The following is a 23,749-nucleotide window of genomic DNA, read 5'->3' on the forward strand; positions in this document are numbered from 1 at the left end:
ACATACTTAATAATAAACAACACACAGGGGGAATAAACCGAAAAGAGCCCGCCATTATACAGGCAGGCTCTTTCAATAATTTAATCTTACCTATCGTTATTATACTGTGGCTGCTTCATGTTTGGCAGCAGCTAAACTAACGCCTGTTAGCTGGTCGGCAAATGCAACAAAAGCTTTACTATCTGCTATAGATTGCTGGTTATCTATCAGTTTTTGCAGGTTTATTTTACCTATAACAAATTTGTAACTGCCCGAATAAAAACGCTCCTGGATGTGTTCAAACTCAAGCGCCTCTACCAGTGCTTCATCATCATAACGCAGATAAATGTTTACCTCTACATTATTGGTAAATTGCAGATTGTTAGCGCCTTTTGCCTTTTTATATTCGTACTGGTAATCGTATCGCAAAGCTGCGATATCTGATAACACCGCCGACCCGGTAGGGTGGCCACCGGCTCCTTTACCAAAAAAGAATTGCTGGTCGGCAAAGGCGGCCTGTACCGTAACGCCGTTATATTCGTACTCCACGTTGTATAAAAACTCAGTTTCGTTCACAAATTTGGGCAATACAAACAGGGTAACATGCCTGTCATCAAGCTCTTTGGCTACGGGTACCAGTTTTATCTTTAATTTTTTCTCGCGTGCATATTGCAAGTCGTGTGGCGATAAATTTTGGATACCGATATTCAACACTTCATTTGGATCGATAACCACACCATAGGCATGGGCCGCCGCTATAATAAGCTTAAATTTAGCATCATACCCACCCACATCCATAGTTGGGTCAGTTTCGGCGAAACCAAGATCCTGCGCTTGTTTAAGGGCGCTATCGTAATCAAGGTTTTCTAAATATCCTTTAGACAGGATGTAGTTTGATGAGCCATTGAAGATACCGCTGATAGAGTGCAGCAATTCGTTATCATAATACTCCTCCAGGTTGCGGATGATGGGGATACTGCCGCACACTGCACCTTCATATAACAATGAGGTGCCATATTTATGTTGCAGTTCTATCAATTCCTCCAGGTAGGTGGCAATCATTTTCTTACTGGCCGATACAACATTTTTACCGGTACTTAGCGCACGCGATACGATCTCGAAAGCAGCTTCAGTATCATTTATCAGTTCAACCACGGTGTTTATTTCCGGGTTGTTCAGTATCTCGTTCCTATCAGTTGTGAAAAGTTCTTTTGGTAAAGATCTTTCCTTTTCAGGATTTTTGATGGCGATCTTTACAATCTCGATGTTCAGGTCTTTTGTTTTGATAATATCGTACAATCCCTGGCCTACAACTCCAAATCCAAAGAGGCCAATGTTCAGTTTCTTACTCATTAAGCTATTTTTTGCAATTCTATAATTTTTCCTTTTACATCGGTTTTAAAAAACGATGTGATGATATTTGTTAAGTCTTCTGTTTCAATTAAAAAGCCATCGTGCCCATAAAACGAATCCAGCTCGGCAAAAGCTGATTTAGGGATATGCCTAAACAGGTATTGCTGCTCCTCGATGGGGAACAACACGTCTGATTTGATACCAATAACCAGCGTACGCGCTTTGATAAGGCTTAAGGCTTTATCAACCCCATGTCTGCCACGGCCTACATTGTGCGAATCCATCGCTTTTGAAAGGTACCAGTAGCTATAAGCGTTAAACCTGTTCACCAGTTTTTGCCCCTGGTAGTTTTGGTAGGTTGCCGCCTTAAAGTTATCGATAACATTATCCTGATCCTCCTGTTGTGTAATGCTGTAGGTTTTATAGGTGCGGTAGGATAGAAGCGCAATACTGCGGGCCACCTTTAAACCCTTGCTGCCACCATCCGGAGAGCCGGCGTAAAAGGTACGGTCGGCAGTGATGGCCAGGCGCTGTGATTCGTTAAAGGCGATGCCCCATGGCGAATGATTAGCGTTGGTAGCTATCAGGATAAGATTTTTGATACGCTCGGGCTCAATAATGCTCCACTCAATAGCTTGCTGGCCGCCTAATGATCCACCTAATAATATCTCTATCTGATCGATGCCTAAGTGATCGGCCAGCAGTGTGTGCGCTTTTACAATATCCCTGATGGTAAACTCTGGGAAAGCCAGGTAATATGGCTGCCCGGTTGCCGGGTTGGTACTTAGCGGACTAAGCGAACCATACGGCGACCCTAAAACATTGGCGCATACAATAAAATGCTCATCAGGGTTAAAATGGTCTTCGGGCCCGAAAAGGCCTTTCCACCAGTCAAAAACATCGGAATTTGCAGTGAGGGCATGGCATACCCACACTACATTATCCCGGTTTTTATTGAGGTTTCCATAGGTATTAAAGCCGATCTCAAGTCCTTGTATCTTTTGGCCGGATTCCAGTTCAAACGTTCCGGTATGGGTAAAACTTTGTGTGCTCATTTGTTACTCTTCGTTATTTCGGGGGCAGTTACTTAGGCTGCCCCCTGATAACATCACTTAAAAAACTAAAAAAAAACTAAATCCTTATGCTAATTCCAACGCGTGTATTTTGGCAAATGCCTGCTCAAAATCAGCTTTTATATCATCAATATGTTCAATACCAACAGCTACACGCAACTGGCCGGGTAAAACCCCTGCCGATATCTGTTCCAGATCGCTTAATTGCTGGTGTGTTGTTGCCGATGGTTGTATGATCAATGTTTTGGCATCACCAACATTTGCTAAATGGCTAACCAACTTTAAGTTATCAATAACTTTGTTGGCATTTTCCTTACCACCTTTAAGCACAAAGGATAGTACCGCGCCAAAACCATTTTTTAGATACTTTTTGGCCAGGGTGTGGTAATGCGACGATTCCAACCCCGGATAGTTAACAGATTCTACCTGCGGATGCTGCTCCAGCCATTTGGCCAGTTCAAGCGCATTGTCCACATGGCGCTGTACACGCAGGGATAAGGTTTCCAAGCCCTGTATATTTAACCATGAATTGAATGGCGATTGCGACGGGCCAAAATCCCTAAGCCCTTCAACCCGGGCACGGATGATGAAGTTAATGTTTCCAAAAGGTCCGTTAACGCCGAATACATCATTAAATATTAACCCATGATAACCTTCGCTTGGCTCGGTAAATTGCGGGAATTTGCCGTTCCCCCAGTTATAAGTACCACCATCTATAATAGCGCCGCCAATACTTGTACCGTGGCCGTTTATCCATTTGGTGGTCGATTCTACCACCACGTGTGCGCCATGCTGTAACGGGCGAAACAGATATCCGCCTGCGGCAAATGTATTATCTACTATCAGTGGCAGGTCGTGCTTGTTAGCTAATGTAGCCAGCTTTTCAAAATCGGGTATGGTAAAGCCGGGGTTACCAATGGTTTCGGTATAAATGGCTTTGGTTTTATGGTCGATGTGTTTTTCGATATTTTCGGCAGTATCGTCTTCGGCGAACCTCACTTCAATACCCAGGCGTTTAAACGCAACTTTAAACTGGTTGTAAGTACCACCGTACAGGAAAGGGGAGGTAACAAAGTTATCGCCGGCCTGTAAAATATTGTTCAGTGCTATAAATTGCGCTGCCTGGCCCGATGCTGTTGCCAAAGCCGCTATGCCACCTTCAAGGGCAGCAATGCGCTTTTCAAAAACATCGGTGGTGGGGTTCATTAAACGGGTATATATATTGCCGAATTCTTTTAAAGCAAACAGGTTTGCACCATGTTCGGCACTATTAAATACGTATGATGTGGTTTGATATAACGGCACTGCGCGTGCGCCTGTGGCGTCAACTTCCTGACCGGCATGCAGTTGCAGTGTTTCAAATTTTAAATTAGACATGTTCTGTAGATTTAAGGGGTATTTATAAAATGTTACAATTACGACAGGATAAAGTTATCCTAAGCGGGGCATCACGTATTTTTCAGGAAACAGAAAAAGGGAACGTGTACTGCAATCAACAGCAGCAGCAACACATACAAATACAGCCTGCAGAAAGGTTGTATACAGAAGATGAACCCGTTTGGGTTTGCGATGTGTTTGGTTGGGCTAAATAAATCAGACTTTTCATGACTATTAATTTATATTCCCCGGTTAACTATTCTCCGGGACAGGAATTGGCACCTTCTCCACCTTGGAGGGTTGCCAGCGGTTCTTCGAGCCTGATCTCTCGCCGCTTCTTTATAAATCAAAATCCGTGTGAGGGAAAATTGATCGTTGTGGTATTGCTACCAAATAATGTTTCAAATATAGGGTAAACGATATTTATAATCCAAATTAAATTTTTAATTAATTATCATTTCGCTGTAAAACTGCTTTTGCTTAACTGTAGTTACTACGCCATCGCCTGTTCTAAATCCGCTATCAGGTCATCAATATGCTCTAACCCAACCGATACCCTTAGCAGGTTAAATGGCGTTTTGGTATCAGGCCCTTCAACACTGGCGCGGTGTTCTATCAGGCTTTCTACACCACCCAGGCTGGTGGCTTGTGTAAATACTTTAAGCGCGTTTATTACCCTTTTTGCCTCATCTTCGCCACCTTTCAGGGTGAACGACATCATGGCACCGGGATGGCTCATCTGCGCTTTTACAATATCATACTGCGGGTGCGATGGCAGGCCAGGGTACATCACGCTTTCAACCGCCGGGTGTTTTTCTAAAAAATCAGCCAGCAACAATGCATTATGCACGTGGCCTTTTACACGGTAAGGCAGGGTTTTTATACTACGTACAAGATAGTAGCAATCCATAGGAGAGGGCACCGCGCCGCCCATGGTTTGCACATTGCGGATCTTCTCCCACCAATCGCTTTTCTCGGCGGTAATTAATGCGCCGCCCATCAGGTCGCTGTGGCCGCCAAAGTATTTGGTTGATGAATGCATCACCAGATCGGCACCAAGGGCTAGTGGCTGCTGGCAAACCGGGGTGGCAAACGTATTATCGCACACCACTTTAATATTGTGTTGGCGGGCAATGGTTACCACCTTTTTTATATCGGTAATTTTTAAAAGCGGGTTTGATGGGGTCTCAATCCATATAACACGAGTGTTGGGTTTGATGTGATTTTTTAAAACCGCACTATCGTTCACATCAATAAAGTCAAACTCAAGTATACCTGCAAAAAGTTGTTTTAACTGGTTGCGCAGGCCATGGTACATATCATCCGGCGCTATAATATGGGTGCCGGGCTCCAACGATTGAAAAACCGACATGCCCGCTGCATTACCTGATGAAAAGGCCGCGGCTTCAACACCATTTTCTAAGCGGGTAAGCACATTCTCTAACGATGTACGGTTAGGGTTGGCCGACCGGCTGTACTGATATCCTGATGCGAAACCTCCATCCGCATCGCGTTCAAACGTAGTGGCCATAACAATGGGTTGTACAACTGCTTTTGAAGTGGCATCCGTATGGTTACCGGCGTGGATGGCAATGGTTTCTATTTTCATAATGGCCCAAATAACCGCAATTATTTTACATGTTTTGCAGAAAAATATTTTTTTATGCCACTGCCCGGCATTACATAGCCTCACTGTAACATCATTGTCATACTTGCATGTTCAAACACGCTTTAAGTTGCTACTTCCGTTTTAAAACTAATGCAAATTGCTACATTTGCTCAAATATTTTTCTAAATGGAAGTATCAGATAATTTGCTGGTATTGCTGAACAACCCTCAGCTTTTACCGGAACTAAAAGACATTGCTGAGAAGGTACTCCATAACCAGCGCATCACTTTTGATGAAGGCGTTTTGCTTTACGAAAAAGCAGAATTAGGCTACCTGGGAGTACTTGCCAACTATATACGCGAGAAAAAACACGGCAACAAGACCTACTTTAACCGTAATTTTCATATCGAGCCAACAAACCTTTGTGTATACGATTGTAAGTTTTGCTCGTACTCGCGGTTGTTAAAACAACGTGCCGATGGGTGGGAGTACACCATGGAAGAAATGCTGGATATCGTAAAAAAATATGACGACCAGCCTGTTACCGAGGTGCATATTGTAGGCGGTGTTTTACCGCAGTACGACGTTGCTTTTTACAGCGAACTTTTCAGCAAGATAAAAGCGCACAGGCCCGATCTTCATGTAAAGGCATTAACACCAGTTGAATACCACTACATCTTTAAAAAAGCAAAGATAGATTACACTACCGGTATGAAATTGATGAAAGACTCGGGTCTGGAATCAATACCGGGCGGCGGGGCAGAGATCTTCCATCCCGAAGTGCGCGAGCTGATAGCCAAAGATAAATGTACGGGCGACCAGTGGCTGGCCATCCATGAGGAATGGCATAAGCTGGGCATGCGGTCAAACTCTACGATGCTTTACGGACATATCGAAAAATTCCATCACCGGGTTGATCATATGGAACAACTGCGCCAGTTACAGGATAGGACAGGGGGCTTTCAAACCTTTATCCCGCTAAAGTTCCGTAACCAGGACAACCAGATGAGCCATGTGCCGGAATCAACCGTGGTTGAGGATCTGCGTAATTACGCTATAGCGCGCATTTACCTGGACAACTTTGACCATATAAAAGCCTACTGGGCCATGATAAGCCGTACCACAGCGCAGCTATCCCTAAACTTTGGGGTTGATGATATTGACGGTACGCTTGACGATACCACCAAGATCTACTCGATGGCTGGTGCCGAAGAACAAACACCGGCCATGAGCACCAAAGAACTGGTAAATCTGATAAAAAATGCAGGCCGCTATCCAATAGAGCGCGATACGCTTTATAATGTAGTGACCGATTATAATGATTACCAGTTTGCCGACGAAGAAAAACCGCGCTTTTATAAGCTGCCGGTTATTAATTAGTTCACTGGTTAATTTGTTCATTAGTTTATTGGTGTTTAGCCAATTTTTAAAAGAGTTTATAATGAACATACAGACCAAGGAACAAATGAACTATTGAACGAATGAACAAAGTAGAAAAGACATTATATATAGTACGCCATGGCCAAACCGACCTTAACAAACAAGGCATTGTGCAGGGCCGCGGTAAAGATACCGACCTGAACGATGAAGGCCGCCGCCAGGCTAACCAATTTTACGAGGCCTATAAAACGATACCTTTTGATAAGATCTATATATCCGAATTAAAGCGCACCCAACAAAGCATCCAGCAGTTTATTGATATGGGCATCCCATACCAAAAATTGCCAGGGTTAGACGAGCTTGCATGGGGAGTTTACGAGGGGCAGCCCGCTACACCCGAAAATAAAGCCGCTTTTTTAGATTTGATGCGTAACTGGCTTGATGGCAACCTTGATACTAAATTTGAAGGCGGCGAAAGCCCTAACGAGGTAAAGGAAAGGCAATTACAGGCTCTTGAAACTATTATGGCTCACCCTGAGGAAAAGAATATACTGGTATGTATGCATGGCCGCGCCATGCGCCTGCTAATGTGTGTACTAACGAGCCTGCCGCTTACGCAGATGGATACCTTTCCGCATCAAAACCTTGTGCTTTATAAGGTAACTTATGATGGCAAAAAGTTTACGATTGTAGAAGCCAACAATGCCCTCCATTTAAAAAACTCATAGAGAGAACTTACGTGAATAAGATAAGAATATCCGCCGTTAGTTATACTAACACCAAACCCTTTTTATACGGATTACAGCACTCAGCTATTAAAGACAGGATAGATCTGAGCCTTGATATGCCTTCGGACTGCGCCCAAAAACTGATAGATAATAAGGTTGATATTGGTTTAATACCTGTAGCAGCTACTTTAAGCCTACCGCATTGGGAAATCGTATCGGCCTATTGCATTGGCGCTGTAGGGCCGGTAAACTCGGTTTTTATATTTAGCAACTGCCCCATAGAGCAAGCCACCAAAATACAGCTCGACCCTGAATCGCGCAGCTCAAACAACCTGGCGAAGGTGTTATTAAAGAACTATTGGAAGGTACAGCCCCAGCAAATTTTGAATGCGCCGGATTATGCCGAATCTACCGATCCTCTAACTGCTTTCGTACAAATAGGCGACCGCACCTTTGGTAAAACCGAAGAGTATAAATATGTATATGACCTTGCCGGCGAATGGCAAAAGTTTACAGGCCTGCCGTTTGTTTTCGCCGCGTGGATAGCCAATAAACCTATTCCTGATGATTTTATAAAGGAGTTTGACCAAGCCCTTAGGCATGGCCTTGCGCACAGGCACGAATTATTAAAAGAACTGCCCCAACGCGCCGATTTTGATCTGGAAGATTACCTGATGCACAAATTGGACTTTGATTTGACGGAGGATAAAAAAAAGGCGTTGTATCTGTTTTTGGATTATATAAAGGCGTTGTAGTTAATATTTCACGCAAAAGAGGTCCAAGACACATTGTAATGGTGAGCCTGTTGTACCCCATCTTCCATCAAACTTTTCTTCAAAAAACTAAAACCATATCCTAATGTTAGCATTGCATGTATCAAAGCTAATATACTATGGATCCACAAAAACTTAAAGGGCAAGTTGCCCTTGTAACCGGCGCAGACAGCGGCATAGGGAAAGGCGTTGCAATTGCTATAGCACAGGCTGGTGCTAAGGTATTGGTAAACTATGTGCACAATCAAAAAGCTGCAGCCGAAGTTGTTGACGAAATAAAAGCTGCCGGCGGCGAAGCCTTTGCCTACCAGGCGGATGTAAGCAAGGAAGATGAAGTGCAGGCTATGTTTGCCAAAATCATAGCAGCATACGGCGGTATAGATATCCTTGTAAACAATGCGGGCCTGCAAAAGGACGCGAAGTTTGTGGATATGACGCTGGATGAGTGGAATACAGTGATCAGTATAAATCTAACCGGGCAGTTCCTTTGCTCGCGCGAGGCTGCAAAAATGTTTATCAAAAGGGGAGTGGTAGATGGTGTGAGCCGCGCTGCAGGTAAGATCATCTGCATGAGCAGTGTGCACGAAGTTATCCCCTGGGCAGGGCATGTAAACTATGCGGCAAGTAAGGGTGGTATCAGCATGTTTATGAAAAGCATAGCGCAGGAACTGGCCCCGAATAAGATCAGGGTAGTGGGCATTGCACCGGGTGCTATTCAAACTCCAATAAACAAAGCCGCATGGGAAACGCCCGAAGCATTGAACAAGCTTTTAACGCTTATTCCATACAACCGCATAGGCCAGCCTGAAGACATTGGAAAATTAGCTGTTTTTTTAGCTTCTGATGACGCCGATTATATTACCGGTACCACAATTTTTATGGATGGCGGGATGACTCTGTATCCCGGTTTTGCCGATAACGGCTGATGGCCCCTGTATGAATCCACTTTTGTCATTAAATAGTCAGAAAACCAGCGTTTGTTTACATGGATTTAACTTAGTGTACTTTTTACAATAAGTATATTACATTTTTATTGACATATTGTTAAAAGTACACTAAGTATTTAATCGTATTTTTGAATTTTGATTAAAAATGAGTTTATATTATTGAATATTCATAAAAATTAGCTTAAATTATGAATATTTATAATGTTGACTTACTTTTGTTATGTAAATTAAAATTTAAAAGATCATGAAAAAATTATTTATATCAACCGCTATCGCAGCATTGTTCACAGTAAATGTTTTTGCTGCTAACACAATTTCTAAATTAGCAGATGGGTCTGATAATGTATCATATTCAGTATCAGTAAAATTTAACAGCGATTTTAGCAGGGCAGAAAATGTAACCTGGAAAGTTACCCCTCAGTTCCAGAAAGCTACCTTCGTAATTGATGGTGTTAAAAAATCTGCTTTTTATACAATTAAAGGTGACCTTATAGGGGTTACAGAAAATGTACAGTACAGAGAATTGCCTGCAAAAGCAAAAAAAGAAATTGGCGCTAAATACGAAGGTTATTTCGCAAACGAAGTTATCAAATTAGATAACGGCGATGGCGGGTTAGATTCTGTTGTATATTTTGTTGATTTAAAAAGCAGCAAAGAAGAAGTTTTGGTAAGGGTTACCCCATCTGCCGGTGTTTACTTCTTTCAGCAGGTAAAATAATTAACACAGCATATACTTGTTTGAAAGTCATTGGCTTATGCCAATGACTTTTTTGTTTTTCAACAATTGTTACTTATTAAATAAATTTATTTGGTTATTAATAATTTTATATATTTGATAGAGATAGTTGTACATTCTATATTGATTATTAAACCATTTTTATATTCAGTTGAATTACTTACTGATCTTAACACAATTATTTATACGATTATAATATTATTATGAAAACTGGAAAAGTAAAATGGTTTAACACACAAAAAGGTTACGGATTTATTATTACCGATGACGGTAAAGATTTATTTGTACATTTTAAAGATGTACAAGGCGGTGTAAACGCTATCAAAGATAACGACAACGTTGAGTACGAAGAAGAAGAAGGAAGAAAAGGTTTACAGGCAGTAAACGTAAAAAAAGTTTAATTAAGCTGCCTTTTTAAATATAAACCCCTGTTTAACTGCAGGGGTTTTTTTATGTATTTTAATTTGTTTTTTGCATGCATTTTATACTTTAGCCAAACCAAAATTATTAACTCTGATTTATGACTGATACTACTTCAGCAAAACTTACCCGAAATGCTGTTTTCCTGGTACTGGTAGCCTCCCTTGGCTACTTTGTTGACATATACGATCTTTTAGTTTTCTCGATAGTACGCAAAGCCAGCTTACACGACATAGGCGTAGCTGATGCAGATATACTGGCTAAGGGACAGTTTATCATTAACGTGCAAATGTTCGGCTTGCTGCTGGGAGGCTTGCTATGGGGCATTATAGGCGATAAAATGGGCCGTATAAAGGTTTTATTCGGCTCTATATTATTATATTCAATCGCCAATTTTGCCAATGCCTTTGTAACTGATGTAAATACCTATGCCATCATCCGCTTTATAGCAGGTATTGGTTTGGCAGGCGAGCTTGGCGCTGGTATTACCCTGGTAACAGAGACACTGAGTAAAGAGAAACGCGGCTACGGCACCATGATAGTTGCTGTTATAGGCTTGTTTGGCGCTGCTGCGGCTTATGCCGTGGCTAAAAATGGCTGGCAGCATGCCTATATGGTCGGTGGCGGTTTAGGCATTGTACTGCTGTTGCTTCGTGTTGGTACCTTTGAATCGGGCATGTTTAAAAATGTGCAGGAAAGTAAGGTGTCAAAAGGGGATTTTTTTATGCTTTTTACCAGTGGCGAACGGTTTAAAAAATATCTGTACTGCATTTTGATAGGTGCACCACTTTGGTATGTGGTAGGTGTGCTTGTAACCCTATCGCCAGAGTTTGGAAAAGCCCTTGGCGCTACCGAACCGCTTAGTGCAGGAGAGGGGGTGCTTTATACCTACATTGGCATTGCCATAGGCGATATTTTTGCAGGCTTATTGGCACAGGTTACCAAATCGCGTAAATTAACTATGGCAGTATTTCTGATACTGTCTGTTGTAAGTGCATTTACTTACTTAGGCTCAAAAGGCATCACGCACGATAAATTTGTTTGGATCTGTTTCTTTATGGGATGCACAGTTGGCTACTGGGCAACATTTGTAACCATTGCTGCCGAACAGTTTGGTACCAATATCCGCTCAACAGTTACCACCACAGTACCCAATTTTGTACGCGGATCGTTAATACCCATTAATATTGCTTTTAATGCTTTTGTAGTTCACTATGGCATGGTTACAAGCGGTTATATCATGATGGTGATCCTAACGCTTATATCTCTATTCTCGCTTAGCCAGCTAAGAGAAACATTCGGTAAGGATCTTAACTATGTTGAGGAAGAAGCGGGAATTAGTTAATTCAATAAAGCGATTTAGCTAATTGATGATTGAAATCACTTAGTCAAATCAATAGTTTGTTTAGTTTTGCTGAGTAAATCACTCATTCAGTAATTCAGTCATCCACTAATTAATGATAAGCAAGGAACAAATAGCTGCCGATTATAAACATATACAGGACGAGATATGCGCCGCACTTGAAGCGACAGACGGCATAGCACTCTTTGAAGAAGAAATTTGGGAACGTGAAGGCGGCGGCGGTGGTCGTACCCGCATTATTCAAAATGGCAACATTTTTGAAAAGGGCGGCGTAAACTTCTCTGCCGTTCATGGCCATTTGCCGCATACTATTAAAAAGGCGCTTAATGTAGAGCAGGACGATTTCTTTGCTACAGGTGTATCTATTGTAATCCACCCGAACCACCCGCTGGTGCCTATTATCCACATGAACATCAGGTACTTTGAGATGCCCTCGTCATTTAACAATGCCACACCACCTGTACGTTGGTTTGGAGGGGGGATAGATCTTACACCGCATTACGTTGTTGAGGATGACGCACGTTTTTTCCACCAGCAGTTAAAAGATGTTTGCGATAGGTTTAATCATGACTTTTACCAGCGATTTAAAGTATGGGCCGATAACTATTTTTTTATTAAGCACCGCGACGAAACCCGTGGTATAGGTGGTATATTTTACGATCGCTTAACCGCTACCGACGAGATCAGTTGGGAAACGGTGTTCGAGTTCTCAAAAGCATTAGGCCGTACCTTCATCCCAACGTATACCGAACTGGTTAACCGTAACCGTGATAAAAAATTCACCAGTGACCAGCAACAATGGCAATACCAGCGCCGTAGCCGCTACACCGAATTTAACCTTGTTTACGATGCTGGTACCAAATTCGGGCTGGAAACCAACGGCCGTATCGAATCGATATTAATGAGCTTGCCGCCAACTGCCAAATGGGTGTATAATTATCAGGCGCAGCCCGGCAGCGAAGAGGAGAAAACATTATCCCTGTTAAAAAAAGGCCTAAACTGGGTTTAAGTATGATAAAGAAGATTGTACCTGCTTTTTTAATTCTGGCTATACTGTTAGCCTTTACCGCAGATGTATCATTAAAAGGCAGCTGGGAGTACTGCGGCGGGGTATACAATGGTAAACCAGAACCGGCATCTAAAGATTACACTTTACGAAGGCAGTATGATGAAGCGCATTACACAGCTTTATTCATTGAAAAAGGTGCGGAACCCATCCCTTATGAGAAGGGCAACTATGTTTTAAAACCGGATACCTGCCTTGAAACGCAAACCTTTAGCGCCCAGCCGTCCAAATTGCTTAATGTCACTCTCAAATATCGCTATCAAATAAAAAACGACACCCTTACTTTTAGCGGTATTTTACCTAACGGAACCATTGTGCAGGAGTACTGGAAAAGGGTAAAATAAGCGGCTGCTTTTTATATTGTAACATTACTATTGTTTTACGGCAAAAAACGTTGAAAACAAGTATAAATGTTAGCAAAAACATACCTCAAAAACCATATAAATTCTTAACTTCGCAGGTCATATAAAAACACATTTTTATATACGCATTTACTGTTAGAATTTTCCACTAAGAAAAACCAATGGCTGAAGAAACCGAAGATAATTCGCACAAAGAAGACAGGATAATTTCAATAAATATTGATGAGGAGATGCGAGCCGCTTACATTGATTATTCAATGTCAGTTATCGTATCAAGGGCATTGCCCGATGTACGCGATGGTTTAAAACCCGTACACAGGCGTGTGTTATATGGTATGCTCGATCTGGGTTTGGCAAACAACAAACCTTATAAAAAATCAGCCCGTATTGTAGGTGAGGTTTTGGGTAAGTACCACCCGCATGGCGATACATCTGTATACGATGCCATGGTACGTATGGCGCAGGACTGGAGCTTACGGTACCCGTTTGTTGAAGGACAGGGTAACTACGGTTCAATTGATGGTGACCAACCGGCAGCGATGCGTTATACCGAGGCCAAACTGCAAAAAATAGCCGAAGAGATGCTGGCCGATATAAATAAGGATACCATAGACTTCCAGCTAAACTTTGATGACTCGTTAGAGGAGCCAACTGTATTACCTGCAAAATTCCCTAACCTTTTGGTTAATGGTGCATCAGGTATTGCGGTAGGTATGGCAACTAATATGGCGCCGCATAACTTAACAGAAATTGTTAATGCCACTATAGCGCTTATTGATAACCGCCAGATTGAAGTAGCCGAACTGATGACTCATGTTAAAGGGCCGGATTTCCCTACAGGAGGTATCATATACGGTTACGAAGGCCCGCGCCAGGCTTTAGAAACCGGCCGCGGCCGTATTGTGATACGTGCCCGTGCCGAAATTGAAACTTACGGCAGCGACCGCGAGCGTATTGTTGTTAGTGAAATACCTTACCAGGTAAACAAAGCGCTGATGATTGAGCGTACTGCAGAACTTGTTAACGAAAAGAAAATTGAAGGTATAACCGCCATCCGCGATGAATCTAACCGCGAGGGCATACGTGTTGTTTATGAGATAAAACGCGACTCGAACGCGGCTATCGTATTAAATAACCTTTATAAATATACGGCGCTGCAAACATCATTCAGCGTAAATAATATTGCGTTGGTACATGGCCGCCCAATGCTGCTTAACCTAAAGGATCTGATCCACCACTTTGTTGAGCACAGGCATGAGGTGGTTATCCGCCGTACCAAATTTGAACTTGCAGAGGCAGAAAAACGCGCGCATATCTTAGAAGGGTTGCTAATTGCGCTTGACCATATCGAGGAAGTTATTAAGCTGATCCGTGCATCATCAACACCTGATGAAGCAAGAGAAGGTTTAATGAGCCAATTTGGCTTAAGTGATATCCAGGCACGTGCCATATTGGATATGACCCTAAGACGTTTAACCGGACTTGAGCGCGATAAAATACGCGACGAGTACGATGCTTTAATGAAAACTATAGAGTACTTAAAATCTATCCTTGCTGATGAAGGCCTGCGGATGCAGATCATCAAAGATGAATTGATAGAAATAAGGGAAAAATATGGTGATGAGCGTAAAACCGAAATGGTACACTCGTCTGCAGAAATGCAAACCGAAGATTTTATTGAAGATGAGGATGTTGTGATCACTATCTCGCGCGAGGGTTACATTAAACGTACTTCTCTTACAGAGTACCGCCGTCAGGGCAGGGGTGGTAAAGGATCAATAGGCAGTAACAGCCGCGATGCCGATTTTATCGAGCATTTATTAATAGCAAGTAACCACAACTACATGCTGTTCTTTACCGAAAGCGGCCAATGTTTCTGGTTAAGGGTATTTGAAATTCCGGAAGGTACACGTACATCTAAAGGCCGTGCTATCCAAAATATCATCAATATACCTAAAGAGGAGAATATTAAAGCTTACATTAAGCTAAAGTCGCTTAAGGATAGAGAGTACCTGGAGAATAACTTTATTATTATGTGTACCCGTAAAGGTGTTATCAAGAAAACATCTTTAGAAGCGTACTCACGCCCGCGGGCTAATGGTATCAATGCCATCAACATTAACGAGGGCGATTCATTACTGGAAGCAACATTAACCACCGGCAGCAGCGAAATTGTAATGGCGCTGCAATCTGGCCGTGCTATTCGCTTTAATGAAAGTACCGTTAGGCCTATGGGCCGTACAGCTACAGGTGTGCGCGGCATCAGCCTTGATAGTGATAATGATGAAGTTATTGGTATGATAGCCATTGATGATAAAGAAACCACTGTATTAGTTGTCTCTGAAAAAGGATATGGTAAACGTACCGATATTGAGGACTATCGTGTTACCAACCGTGGTGGTAAAGGTGTAAAAACCCTTAACATAACTGAAAAAACCGGAAACCTTGTTGCTATAAAAGGTGTTACTGATAAAGAGGACCTGATGATTATCAATAAATCGGGTATCATTATACGTATGGCTATAAGCGAACTGCGTACGATGGGCCGCGCTACACAAGGGGTGAGGTTAATTACCCTGAAAGGTAGTGACGAGATTGCATCAGTAGCTAAAGTTGAACACGAAGAGGAGGAAGAAGAAGAATTGGTTGAAAGTGCTGAACCAGCTGAGGGTGAACAACCTGCCGGCAAAACAACGGATACAATTACAGATACCGACGAGAGCAAAGGCGAAGAGCCGGCTGCCGACGACGACAAAACTGAATAATTAATGCAAAAGCGAAAGATCGGGATATTGATTTTAGCGTTGTTTACTACATCTTTTGCTTTCGGCCAGTCTGAAGCATTAAAGGTTGTGGTAAACAACCTTGCTTTTTATAAGCAAAAGGGCGACCTGAAATATTTAAGCAACGCCAAAAAGTCTGCTGATAGTTTAGTGGTAACCAGGAAAGATTCTGCAGATCTGGAGAAGAATGTTTATCGCATCATTGTAAATTCCAGCATATTGTATACCGACTCTTTAAATAAATTGGGCCAGCCCGAGGCGTTTCTTGATCAAACCAGCGCACTGCTGGATAAATTTGCCGATAAAGGTAAAATATACAAATATCAGCCAGAAATGGACTATGCAAGACGCTGCCTGGCAAATGTATACATCCGCAAAGGGTTTTTACTAACCAAAAACAACGATTTTAAAAATGCTGTTGATGCTTTCCAAAAAGCAAAGAAGTACGCACCCGCCCAAAAGCAAATAAACTCATATATTGCTTATGCCAATAATAAGCTTGGCAACCTGCAGGATGCCGCTAAATATTACAGTAACCTTATAAGTACTGATAGTACCAAAGTAGAATACCTGGAAACAGCTTCAACAATTTATAAATCACTTGGCGATACAGCAAAAGCATTACAAATAGTAAAAAAGGGGAGGCGTTTACTGCCGCAAAATAAACAACTACTGCACGATGAGGCAAATATTTATAATAACAAAAGAGACTACAAAGCGTTAGAACCTTTGTTGATTCCGCTGATTGATAATAATGCTAACAACCCGGATATTACTTTTGTAGCGGCAAATTGCTATGATAATTTAAACCAGTATGACAAAGCTGAGTCGTTATACCTGCGGGCAATTGAATTAAATGGTAATGCTTACGAATCTGTATTTAATTTAGGCTTGCTATATTTTAAAAAAAGTACTTTAAAAAACAATAACGACGATAAAAATATTACAAGTGCCATATTGTGGCTTGAAAAAGCTAATGAAATGGCGCCCCGTGATAAAAAATGCCTTGAGCTTTTACAATTGGCCTATACAAAAACCGGTAATCAGAACCAGTTAGATAGGATAAACAACAGGCTTGAGCAATTAAACTAAAACACACTAAACACTATAACTATTACAGCTGTAAACACTAACAACTGTAATTATCATTACCAATTTAAAACAATTAAAAATGAAAATTAAATTCTTAATGACAGGCCTTTTAGCCTTCATAACGGCATCAACTTTTGCACAAAAAGGAGAGCTGAACACGGCACAAACAGAATATGAGAAATTTGAAGGCTTGAGGTCACAAATGGCCTTAGCTTTACCCAGCCTTAATAAAGCTAAAGAATCGATTGATAAAGCATCAGCCAATCAAAAAACTGCCGCACTGCCACAAACATATGCTGTAAAAGCAAATGTATACGGCGCACTTGCCGAACTTGATACCGTGTCAACAACCTCATTGCCATTATTTACCACAGCTGATGAAGCTTTGAAAAAAGCTAAAGAGCTTGATACAAAAGGCGAAAACAAAAAACTAATTGATAACGCAAACATCATTTTAGCCCGTTACCAGTTAAATAAAGGTGTAAAAGAATACCAGGCGCAAAAGTATGATCAAGCTTATAAGTCTTTTGAGTTTTATCGTTCTGTATTACCGGAAGATACTAACGCCATGCTTTATACTGGTTTAGCAGCTTCTAACGCTAAAAATTACCCGGCTGCAATTACAAACTACAATAAGCTGGTTACAACCAAATATTCTAAAAATGAAGGCGTTTATAACGACCTTGTAATGCTATACCTGAATAGCAAGGATACAACAGGTGCATTAAAAACCATTACCGATGCTTTGGTGAAATATCCGAACAGTGCCGATCTGAGAAGAACAGAGATTGAAATAAGCCTGCAACAAGGCAAACAAAAAGAAGTAATTGATAAAATTACAAGTGCAATTGCAAACGATCCTAAAAACAAAAACCTTTATTATTACGCAGGTTTAGTGTATTCAAACATAGGCGATGCAGCAGCTCAAAAAATAGCTAAAGCTCCTGCAGCTTCTAAAGCAGCATTACAGACAGAAAAAGATCAGAATTTCCAAAAAGCGGCTGATATGTACAAAAAAGCGATTGAAATAGATCCAAACTATTTTGAGGCTAACCTTAATATTGGGTATGTAATAATATCGCCTGCAATTGATGCTTATAATGCGGCTAATAAATTGCCTACAAACCAGCAAAAAGCATATGATGCTGCAATGGCTAAAGCTAATGCACAGTTTGACCTTGCAAAACCATATTTGCTGAAAGCGGTGGAGTTAAATCCAAAATCGTACGATGCATTAAACAATTTGCTTACTTACTACAAGGGCAAAAAAGATACTGCTAATATTGCTAAGTTAAATGCACAAATAGCTGCATTACCAAAGCAATAGGGTACGCCAAATAGTTAAAGCCCGCAAATAAGCGGGTTTTACTTTTATATTATTACTTAACATAATGTTAATTATGAGAATTAATTATAGCTACAAAATATCATTTTATAGCATAATTATCGTCTTACTGTTACACTTGTGAATACGCCGTCGGCACCAAAAACGTATTCGTAATTTTAGAGATAGTATTTGCGTACTCTGGATTTGATACTAATTTTTTCCATTCAGGATCCGCTACGAACGCAGCCCAGCCTTTGATGCTTTCTTCCTTACTCTCGCAGGTAAGCATATAAGTAATTCGTGGCATCTTGTCGCCGGCAATTACATCGCCAAAGAAAACGGGTTCCAATTTCGCCCTTTTAAAAATATCGAACTCGCCATCGTGGAACATTTTATTTTTCCTTTTTACAGCTTCTTCACTATAGCCCTCGTACGTTCTTATTTCAAAGATCCGGGGTTTATTAGACGGGGCAACAATTGCAGGCCAGCCATCAAAAGCAAGCATTAAGGACGATGTAAAGCGGGTGTAAACGGATTTGTCGGCTGTTATGGCGTTGTAGGCTGCACTATTTTTTATATAATCAGCGTCGGCCTTAATTTTTGTGTTTACCGACAGATAGCTATCAAGCGATGAATAAGGAATCAGTAAATAAAATTTAGCCGGCGATGTTTTATTCCATTCGTCAAAAGCGCCAACTGTTTTTACCCCATATTTGTTCAACGCCGGGATAAGTGCTGTTTTAAAATAGTTTTCCAATTGTCCCTGGTCTGCCCCAAAACGGATCTCATATTCGCGCCATTCGTATACTTCTTTTTGTGTCGAATAATTATTGCCCGCTGTCGCCGGGTTTAGGTTTACCGCCGCGGCTGCGGTAACCGCAAGCGTAGATTGGAGAAATTTTCTGCGTTGCATATTGCTAAGTTTGGTTAGCATAAATATATGTAAATTGTCTGCAACAAGCCATAACTGTGTATCATTGTCAGTAATTAAACATCTTTCGGCTCACAACAGTATTAGTTATTGCAGATTTATCTAAACTTACCTGAAACTTAATAACACTATATAATGGACTTAAAATTAAAAGATAAAATAGCTTTAGTCACCGGTTCAACCGCCGGTATTGGTAACGCTATTGCTAAGTCATTAGCAGCCGAAGGTGCAACAGTTTACATCAATGGCCGTAATCAAACTAAGGTCGATGAAGTTGTTGAGAAACTAAAAGGCGAAACAGGCAATACAAACATTAAAGGTATCGCGGCAGATTTTTCTGACAGGCAGCAGGTTGATAATTTGCTTAAACAATTACCCGAGGTTGATATCCTGGTGAATAACGTTGGGATATTTGAACCCAAAGAGTTTAAAAACATTACCGATGAAGACTGGGAAAGATTTTTTGAAGTAAATGTGTTAAGTGGTGTACGTTTAGCCCGTGTGTATTTCGATAAAATGCTGGCCAAAAACTGGGGCCGTATCATATTTATCTCCAGTGAATCTGGTGTGCAGATCCCTGCGGAAATGATCCATTATGGTGTAACAAAAACTGCACAGATTGCCGTAGCGCGCGGCCTTGCCGAGCTTACTGTAAATACTGGTGTTACCGTAAATACCGTATTGCCCGGCCCGACACTTTCAGACGGTGTTGGCGACTTTATGAAAATATTGGCTGCCGACCAGGGTAAAACAGATGCCGAAATGGAAACCGAATTTTTCACCAGTATGCGCGGCTCGTCATTAATAAAACGTTTCCTGGACCCTGCAGAGATTGCCAATATGGTAACTTATATAGCCAGCCCACTGTCATCGGCCACAAATGGTGCAACCTTGCGTACTGATGGCGGAGTTATCAAAACAGCGTTTTAACCATAACATTAAAAAAACAAAAGCCCGGACTATTTAGCCCGGGCTTTTTATCAGATATCAGTATAAACCAATTACATTGGTTTTTTAGTTGTATCTTTTTTAGTGGTATCCATTTTAACCGTGGTATCAGTTTTTGCACTATCAGGTGCCGGAGCCACAGTTGCTGCCGAGTCGGTTTTTGTGCTGTCAGAGCCGTCAGTAGATTTTGTTGAACTACAGCCTGCCGCAATTGAACCAACCATTGTCGCGACTAATGCGAAACTTAAAATGTGCTTTTTCATAGATATAAATTTAATAGTAATGTTAAACAAAATGCGTTAAGGTTATAAACCCTTAAACATCAAAGTTGTTTAATAAACTTTCTTTTATTGTTCAATTAGCGTTCCAAACGCTACTTTTAATAAGGTTGTTGTTATGTCAAATAAATATCAACAATGTATCTCAAAACAATAAAGTGAATAATATAATGCTGATATTTAACGCTAATGGTTGTATCAGAAAATACCCTTAAATGGATCATGCGCCTCTACCCCCCTCTCCTTTTTCAACGGATCTGGGTAAGTGGTTTTGATAAGGATTTTAGGGGAGTTAGGGTAAAGATCATAAAAAGTATTTTCAATAAAAACTACAATGGGTCTATATTTGGTGGCACTATTTTCGCCGCGGCCGACCCCTTTTACCCGGTATTGTTTGACAGGGTGCTGAATAACGGCGACAGGAAGCTGAGGATCTGGTCTAAATCATCAAAAATTGATTTTTTGAAACCCGCCCTATCCAACGTTTCATTCAGCATATTTTTAAACGATGCTGATATTGAACTGGCTATACAAACGTTAAATACCAATGGTAAATACGAGCATTGCTTCCTGATAGAAATATATGATGATAACAACGAGGTTTGCGCATCCCTAATGAATGAGGTTTACATACGCGACCTTAATTTTAAACCAACAGCTGTGTTATAAGATGCCTGTATTTATGAATGATGAGGCCTTTATTAAGAAAGGCTACCTGATATCAACAGATAAGTCATTACTGGATTTTGATACGATATTTAATTATCTTGACCAGCAATCGTATTGGGCAAAGGGCATGCCGCCTGCTAAACTGAAACGGGCCATAGCGCATTCGTTATGCTTTGGGGTGTATAAAGATGGCATACAGGCAGGCTTTGCGCGTGTGGTGACTGATGAGGCTACCTTCGCATACCTTTGTGATGTATTTATACTGCCGGCATACCAGGGCGTTGGTTTATCAAAATGGCTTATGCAAACTATTATGGCACATCCCGGGTTACAGGGGCTGCGCCGATGGAGTTTAGCCACGCAGGATGCGCATGGTTTATATAAGCAGTTTGGGTTTAAGGAGATTAATAACCCGGAACGCTGGATGCAGATTTTTACGCCTTACATAGCAGAATAACGAGGATTTTGAAAATGAATTTAAAACGACAGATTTTTGAGGGAGAAGGCGTATCACTCGATTTTAAGAAAACCATAACCAGCTGCGGAAAGATTGCCAAAACGATGGTATCATTTGCCAATAACGTTGGCGGGCGGCTGCTAATTGGTGTACTTGATGATGGTACTATAAAAGGTGTAAAAGCCGAGGACGAGGAGCGTTATATGATAACCAGGGCCGCGCACATTTTTACCCGGCCGGCGCTCGAGCCAATTTTTGAGGAGGTTTATTATGATGATAAACTGGTATTAATTGTTGATATCCCCGAAAGCGAAGAAAAACCACATTATGCCCTTGCCGAGGATGGTAAATGGTGGGTTTATATCCGTGTTAAAGACAAAAGCGTACTGGCCAGTAAAGTGGTGGTTGATGTGCTGAAACGATCGGCAGACGATAAAGGCGTTCTGATAGAATATTCCTCAAAAGAAAAAGCCCTGCTTGAGCATTTGGATAAAGAAGAGCGCATCACCGTAAAGGAATTTTGCACTTTGCTTAACATTGGCCGCAGGCGTGCGCAACGCATCCTGGTAGACCTGGTGTTGAGTGGTATACTGCGTGTACACACCACCGAAAAAGAAGAGTTTTACACAGCCTCCTGATTTAGCCGGCTATTCGTTACTTTTGCCTCCCCATTGTAATGAAAGCCCTCTACCAAAAATACCGTTCCTATTATCGCGACAGCCTGAAGCTGGCTATACCGGTTGTGATATCGCAGTTGGGCCACACCCTTGTACAAACGTCCGATTCGATCATTGTAGGCCACTTTGCAGGCACAACGGCGCTGGCGGCAGTATCATTGGTAAACAGCTTGTTTTTAGTCCCCCTGGTAATAGGTATGGGCATCAGCTATGGTATAACCCCGTTAATTGCCCAAAACAACGGTCGCGGCAATTTCGCCGAGTGCGGCAGGTTGCTCTCTAATAGTTTCTTTTTAAATATCATCACCGGTATAATTTTATTCTGCGCCATCTATTTTGGGGTGATTTTGTTTATAGATAAACTGCACCAGGCGCCTGAGGTTGTTGTACAGGCCAAACCATATTTATTCCTGCTAAGCTTATCCATTATCCCCTTGATGGTTTTTAGCACATTTAAGCAATTTGCCGAAGGCCTGGGCTTCACCAAACAAGCTATGCTTGTATCTATATGGGGCAATATACTTAATATAATATTAGGGATCATATTTGTAAAAGGACTGTTTGGTGTTAAACCTATGGGGATAAAAGGCGTAGGTTACAGCACTTTGATAGACCGTAGTGTAATGGCTGTTGTAATGGCTATATATGTTTTCCGCTCCCCTATCTTTAAAAAGTATCTTAAAGATTTCGCTATTCGTAATATGGATCGCATGCGCGGTTTGCAGATCATGAAGATAGGCACTCCGGTTGCCATGCAATACGTTTTTGAGGTTGGCGCTTTTGGTGGGGCTGCACTAATTATTGGCAGTATTGGTATGATAGAGCAAGCGGCCCACCAGGTAGCCATAAGCCTTGCCGCCATGACGTATATGATGGCGAGCGGGATCTCCTCAGCAGCGGCTATCCGATCGGGTAATTACTTTGGCTCGGGCAATCATAAAGAGTTACGGCTTTCGGCTATTTCCAACTACCATATTGTCATTGTATTTATGAGCTTTACGGCCATTATATTTACGTTGTTTAACCAGTATTTTCCATGGATATATACTTCCGATAAAACCGTAATTACTATTGCTGCACAATTACTTATAGTAGCTGCATTCTTTCAGTTATTTGATGGTACGCAGGTAGTTGGCCTGGGTATACTGCGCGGCATGGGCGATGTAAATATGCCAACTGTTATCACCTTTATATCTTACTGGGTAATAGGTTTACCAATAGCTTATCTGCTGGGAATACATTTTAGCTTTGGCGTTATGGGGGTTTGGTACGGTTTAGTTTTAGGGTTGATGGCATCCTCCATTATGTTGTTCCTGCGCTTTCAAAAGATCAGCAAAAGCAATGATCTGATTATTGTAGATGATATAGCATCAGTATAATATGCAGTCCCTTGGCTGGAGCCGAGCGACTGCATAGGGGAA

The 23,749-nt window shown here is 41.5% G+C and carries 24 protein-coding genes and 1 riboswitch; of the genes, 18 read left to right on the forward strand and 6 right to left on the reverse strand.

Going from position 1 to position 23,749, the window contains the following annotated elements; all coding sequences use genetic code 11:
• Window positions 1-99: 99 nt before the first annotated feature.
• The 3 genes from IDJ75_RS06110 to IDJ75_RS06120 all read right to left on the reverse strand — a co-directional run bounded on the left by IDJ75_RS06110 (window position 100) and on the right by IDJ75_RS06120 (window position 3,782).
• On the reverse strand, window positions 100-1,332 hold the full coding sequence (locus IDJ75_RS06110) for a homoserine dehydrogenase (protein WP_191174692.1): 1,233 nt from the start codon (window positions 1,330-1,332) through the stop codon (window positions 100-102).
• Window positions 1,332-2,387 (reverse strand): homoserine O-acetyltransferase family protein, encoded by a 1,056-nt coding sequence (locus IDJ75_RS06115; RefSeq protein WP_191174693.1) that lies wholly within the window; start codon window positions 2,385-2,387, stop codon window positions 1,332-1,334. Before IDJ75_RS06115 ends, IDJ75_RS06110 begins: the two co-directional genes overlap by 1 nt.
• Before the next feature lie 84 nt (window positions 2,388-2,471).
• Window positions 2,472-3,782, reverse strand: a complete 1,311-nt coding sequence (locus IDJ75_RS06120; protein WP_191174694.1) for an O-acetylhomoserine aminocarboxypropyltransferase/cysteine synthase family protein — start codon at window positions 3,780-3,782, stop codon at window positions 2,472-2,474.
• 29 nt (window positions 3,783-3,811) lie between these two features.
• On the opposite strand from IDJ75_RS06120, the gene IDJ75_RS06125 reads away from it, so the two are divergent.
• Window positions 3,812-3,997, forward strand: a complete 186-nt coding sequence (locus IDJ75_RS06125) for a hypothetical protein (protein WP_191174695.1) — start codon at window positions 3,812-3,814, stop codon at window positions 3,995-3,997.
• Window positions 3,998-4,018: 21 nt separating this feature from the next.
• A riboswitch (SAM riboswitch) is annotated at window positions 4,019-4,130 on the reverse strand.
• A 145-nt stretch (window positions 4,131-4,275) separates the two neighbouring features.
• Here IDJ75_RS06125 and IDJ75_RS06130 read toward each other — a convergent pair.
• Window positions 4,276-5,391: a trans-sulfuration enzyme family protein gene (locus IDJ75_RS06130; RefSeq protein WP_191174696.1), complete on the reverse strand. Its 1,116-nt coding sequence runs from the start codon at window positions 5,389-5,391 to the stop codon at window positions 4,276-4,278.
• A gap of 186 nt (window positions 5,392-5,577) precedes the next feature.
• Between IDJ75_RS06130 and mqnE the strand changes: the two genes are divergently transcribed.
• The 12 genes from mqnE to IDJ75_RS06190 all read left to right on the forward strand — a co-directional run bounded on the left by mqnE (window position 5,578) and on the right by IDJ75_RS06190 (window position 18,368).
• A complete protein-coding gene (gene mqnE, locus IDJ75_RS06135; RefSeq protein WP_191174697.1) occupies window positions 5,578-6,771 on the forward strand; it encodes an aminofutalosine synthase MqnE in 1,194 nt (397 codons plus the stop codon).
• A gap of 101 nt (window positions 6,772-6,872) precedes the next feature.
• Window positions 6,873-7,499 (forward strand): histidine phosphatase family protein, encoded by a 627-nt coding sequence (locus IDJ75_RS06140; protein WP_191174698.1) that lies wholly within the window; start codon window positions 6,873-6,875, stop codon window positions 7,497-7,499.
• An 11-nt stretch (window positions 7,500-7,510) separates the two neighbouring features.
• Complete coding sequence (locus IDJ75_RS06145) at window positions 7,511-8,254, forward strand: menaquinone biosynthetic enzyme MqnA/MqnD family protein (protein WP_191174699.1); 744 nt, start codon at window positions 7,511-7,513, stop codon at window positions 8,252-8,254.
• 137 nt (window positions 8,255-8,391) lie between these two features.
• The gene (locus tag IDJ75_RS06150) at window positions 8,392-9,198 is read left to right on the forward strand and encodes an SDR family oxidoreductase (RefSeq protein ID WP_191174700.1); all 807 of its coding nucleotides are present in this window, start codon (window positions 8,392-8,394) and stop codon (window positions 9,196-9,198) included.
• Window positions 9,199-9,463: 265 nt separating this feature from the next.
• Window positions 9,464-9,937: a hypothetical protein gene (locus IDJ75_RS06155; RefSeq protein ID WP_191174701.1), complete on the forward strand. Its 474-nt coding sequence runs from the start codon at window positions 9,464-9,466 to the stop codon at window positions 9,935-9,937.
• 221 nt (window positions 9,938-10,158) lie between these two features.
• Window positions 10,159-10,356: a cold-shock protein gene (locus IDJ75_RS06160; protein ID WP_067061679.1), complete on the forward strand. Its 198-nt coding sequence runs from the start codon at window positions 10,159-10,161 to the stop codon at window positions 10,354-10,356.
• Between the two features lie 119 nt (window positions 10,357-10,475).
• Complete coding sequence (locus IDJ75_RS06165) at window positions 10,476-11,720, forward strand: MFS transporter (protein WP_191174702.1); 1,245 nt, start codon at window positions 10,476-10,478, stop codon at window positions 11,718-11,720.
• A 112-nt stretch (window positions 11,721-11,832) separates the two neighbouring features.
• Window positions 11,833-12,747, forward strand: coding sequence for an oxygen-dependent coproporphyrinogen oxidase (hemF, locus tag IDJ75_RS06170; RefSeq protein ID WP_191174703.1), 915 nt, complete (start codon window positions 11,833-11,835; stop codon window positions 12,745-12,747).
• A 2-nt stretch (window positions 12,748-12,749) separates the two neighbouring features.
• Window positions 12,750-13,148, forward strand: coding sequence for a hypothetical protein (locus IDJ75_RS06175; RefSeq protein WP_191174704.1), 399 nt, complete (start codon window positions 12,750-12,752; stop codon window positions 13,146-13,148).
• 179 nt (window positions 13,149-13,327) lie between these two features.
• Complete coding sequence (gene gyrA, locus IDJ75_RS06180; protein ID WP_191174705.1) at window positions 13,328-15,931, forward strand: DNA gyrase subunit A; 2,604 nt, start codon at window positions 13,328-13,330, stop codon at window positions 15,929-15,931.
• A gap of 3 nt (window positions 15,932-15,934) precedes the next feature.
• Window positions 15,935-17,041, forward strand: coding sequence for a tetratricopeptide repeat protein (locus IDJ75_RS06185; RefSeq protein WP_191174706.1), 1,107 nt, complete (start codon window positions 15,935-15,937; stop codon window positions 17,039-17,041).
• Between the two features lie 79 nt (window positions 17,042-17,120).
• Window positions 17,121-18,368: a tetratricopeptide repeat protein gene (locus tag IDJ75_RS06190; RefSeq protein WP_191174707.1), complete on the forward strand. Its 1,248-nt coding sequence runs from the start codon at window positions 17,121-17,123 to the stop codon at window positions 18,366-18,368.
• A 130-nt stretch (window positions 18,369-18,498) separates the two neighbouring features.
• On the opposite strand, the gene IDJ75_RS06195 is transcribed toward IDJ75_RS06190, so the two are convergent.
• Window positions 18,499-19,281 (reverse strand): NIPSNAP family protein, encoded by a 783-nt coding sequence (locus IDJ75_RS06195; RefSeq protein ID WP_191174708.1) that lies wholly within the window; start codon window positions 19,279-19,281, stop codon window positions 18,499-18,501.
• Window positions 19,282-19,434: 153 nt separating this feature from the next.
• On the opposite strand from IDJ75_RS06195, the gene IDJ75_RS06200 reads away from it, so the two are divergent.
• Entirely contained in the window at window positions 19,435-20,229 is a 795-nt protein-coding gene (locus IDJ75_RS06200) for an SDR family NAD(P)-dependent oxidoreductase (RefSeq protein ID WP_191174709.1), read from the forward strand.
• A gap of 71 nt (window positions 20,230-20,300) precedes the next feature.
• Here IDJ75_RS06200 and IDJ75_RS06205 read toward each other — a convergent pair whose 3' ends face one another.
• Complete coding sequence (locus IDJ75_RS06205) at window positions 20,301-20,510, reverse strand: hypothetical protein (RefSeq protein ID WP_191174710.1); 210 nt, start codon at window positions 20,508-20,510, stop codon at window positions 20,301-20,303.
• 204 nt (window positions 20,511-20,714) lie between these two features.
• On the opposite strand from IDJ75_RS06205, the gene IDJ75_RS06210 reads away from it, so the two are divergent.
• Genes IDJ75_RS06210 through IDJ75_RS06225 form a run of 4 tightly spaced genes read left to right on the forward strand, consistent with a single transcriptional unit; the run spans window position 20,715 to window position 23,707 of the window.
• Window positions 20,715-21,194, forward strand: coding sequence for a DUF4442 domain-containing protein (locus tag IDJ75_RS06210; protein WP_191174711.1), 480 nt, complete (start codon window positions 20,715-20,717; stop codon window positions 21,192-21,194).
• A gap of 1 nt (window position 21,195) precedes the next feature.
• Complete coding sequence (locus IDJ75_RS06215) at window positions 21,196-21,651, forward strand: GNAT family N-acetyltransferase (RefSeq protein WP_224746498.1); 456 nt, start codon at window positions 21,196-21,198, stop codon at window positions 21,649-21,651.
• Window positions 21,652-21,665: 14 nt separating this feature from the next.
• Window positions 21,666-22,289, forward strand: a complete 624-nt coding sequence (locus IDJ75_RS06220) for an AlbA family DNA-binding domain-containing protein (RefSeq protein WP_191174712.1) — start codon at window positions 21,666-21,668, stop codon at window positions 22,287-22,289.
• 38 nt (window positions 22,290-22,327) lie between these two features.
• Complete coding sequence (locus IDJ75_RS06225; protein WP_191174713.1) at window positions 22,328-23,707, forward strand: MATE family efflux transporter; 1,380 nt, start codon at window positions 22,328-22,330, stop codon at window positions 23,705-23,707.
• Window positions 23,708-23,749 lie beyond the last annotated feature (42 nt).

Source organism: Mucilaginibacter rigui (genome assembly GCF_014773275.1).
GTDB classification, from domain to species: domain Bacteria; phylum Bacteroidota; class Bacteroidia; order Sphingobacteriales; family Sphingobacteriaceae; genus Mucilaginibacter; species Mucilaginibacter rigui_A.

Excerpts from the sequence above, each read along its gene's own strand:
- IDJ75_RS06110 (WP_191174692.1), bottom strand. The coding sequence starts at position 1,332 with ATGAGTAAGAAACTGAACATTGGCCTCTTTGGATTTGGAGTTGTAGGC.
- IDJ75_RS06115 (WP_191174693.1), bottom strand. The coding sequence starts at position 2,387 with ATGAGCACACAAAGTTTTACCCATACCGGAACGTTTGAACTGGAATCC.
- IDJ75_RS06120 (WP_191174694.1), bottom strand. The coding sequence starts at position 3,782 with ATGTCTAATTTAAAATTTGAAACACTGCAACTGCATGCCGGTCAGGAA.
- IDJ75_RS06125 (WP_191174695.1), top strand. The coding sequence starts at position 3,812 with ATGTTACAATTACGACAGGATAAAGTTATCCTAAGCGGGGCATCACGT.
- IDJ75_RS06130 (WP_191174696.1), bottom strand. The coding sequence starts at position 5,391 with ATGAAAATAGAAACCATTGCCATCCACGCCGGTAACCATACGGATGCC.
- mqnE (WP_191174697.1), top strand. The coding sequence starts at position 5,578 with ATGGAAGTATCAGATAATTTGCTGGTATTGCTGAACAACCCTCAGCTT.
- IDJ75_RS06140 (WP_191174698.1), top strand. The coding sequence starts at position 6,873 with ATGAACAAAGTAGAAAAGACATTATATATAGTACGCCATGGCCAAACC.
- IDJ75_RS06150 (WP_191174700.1), top strand. The coding sequence starts at position 8,392 with ATGGATCCACAAAAACTTAAAGGGCAAGTTGCCCTTGTAACCGGCGCA.
- IDJ75_RS06155 (WP_191174701.1), top strand. The coding sequence starts at position 9,464 with ATGAAAAAATTATTTATATCAACCGCTATCGCAGCATTGTTCACAGTA.
- IDJ75_RS06160 (WP_067061679.1), top strand. The coding sequence starts at position 10,159 with ATGAAAACTGGAAAAGTAAAATGGTTTAACACACAAAAAGGTTACGGA.
- IDJ75_RS06165 (WP_191174702.1), top strand. The coding sequence starts at position 10,476 with ATGACTGATACTACTTCAGCAAAACTTACCCGAAATGCTGTTTTCCTG.
- hemF (WP_191174703.1), top strand. The coding sequence starts at position 11,833 with ATGATAAGCAAGGAACAAATAGCTGCCGATTATAAACATATACAGGAC.
- IDJ75_RS06175 (WP_191174704.1), top strand. The coding sequence starts at position 12,750 with ATGATAAAGAAGATTGTACCTGCTTTTTTAATTCTGGCTATACTGTTA.
- gyrA (WP_191174705.1), top strand. The coding sequence starts at position 13,328 with ATGGCTGAAGAAACCGAAGATAATTCGCACAAAGAAGACAGGATAATT.
- IDJ75_RS06185 (WP_191174706.1), top strand. The coding sequence starts at position 15,935 with ATGCAAAAGCGAAAGATCGGGATATTGATTTTAGCGTTGTTTACTACA.
- IDJ75_RS06190 (WP_191174707.1), top strand. The coding sequence starts at position 17,121 with ATGAAAATTAAATTCTTAATGACAGGCCTTTTAGCCTTCATAACGGCA.
- IDJ75_RS06195 (WP_191174708.1), bottom strand. The coding sequence starts at position 19,281 with ATGCAACGCAGAAAATTTCTCCAATCTACGCTTGCGGTTACCGCAGCC.
- IDJ75_RS06200 (WP_191174709.1), top strand. The coding sequence starts at position 19,435 with ATGGACTTAAAATTAAAAGATAAAATAGCTTTAGTCACCGGTTCAACC.
- IDJ75_RS06205 (WP_191174710.1), bottom strand. The coding sequence starts at position 20,510 with ATGAAAAAGCACATTTTAAGTTTCGCATTAGTCGCGACAATGGTTGGT.
- IDJ75_RS06210 (WP_191174711.1), top strand. The coding sequence starts at position 20,715 with ATGGTTGTATCAGAAAATACCCTTAAATGGATCATGCGCCTCTACCCC.
- IDJ75_RS06215 (WP_224746498.1), top strand. The coding sequence starts at position 21,196 with ATGCCTGTATTTATGAATGATGAGGCCTTTATTAAGAAAGGCTACCTG.
- IDJ75_RS06220 (WP_191174712.1), top strand. The coding sequence starts at position 21,666 with ATGAATTTAAAACGACAGATTTTTGAGGGAGAAGGCGTATCACTCGAT.
- IDJ75_RS06225 (WP_191174713.1), top strand. The coding sequence starts at position 22,328 with ATGAAAGCCCTCTACCAAAAATACCGTTCCTATTATCGCGACAGCCTG.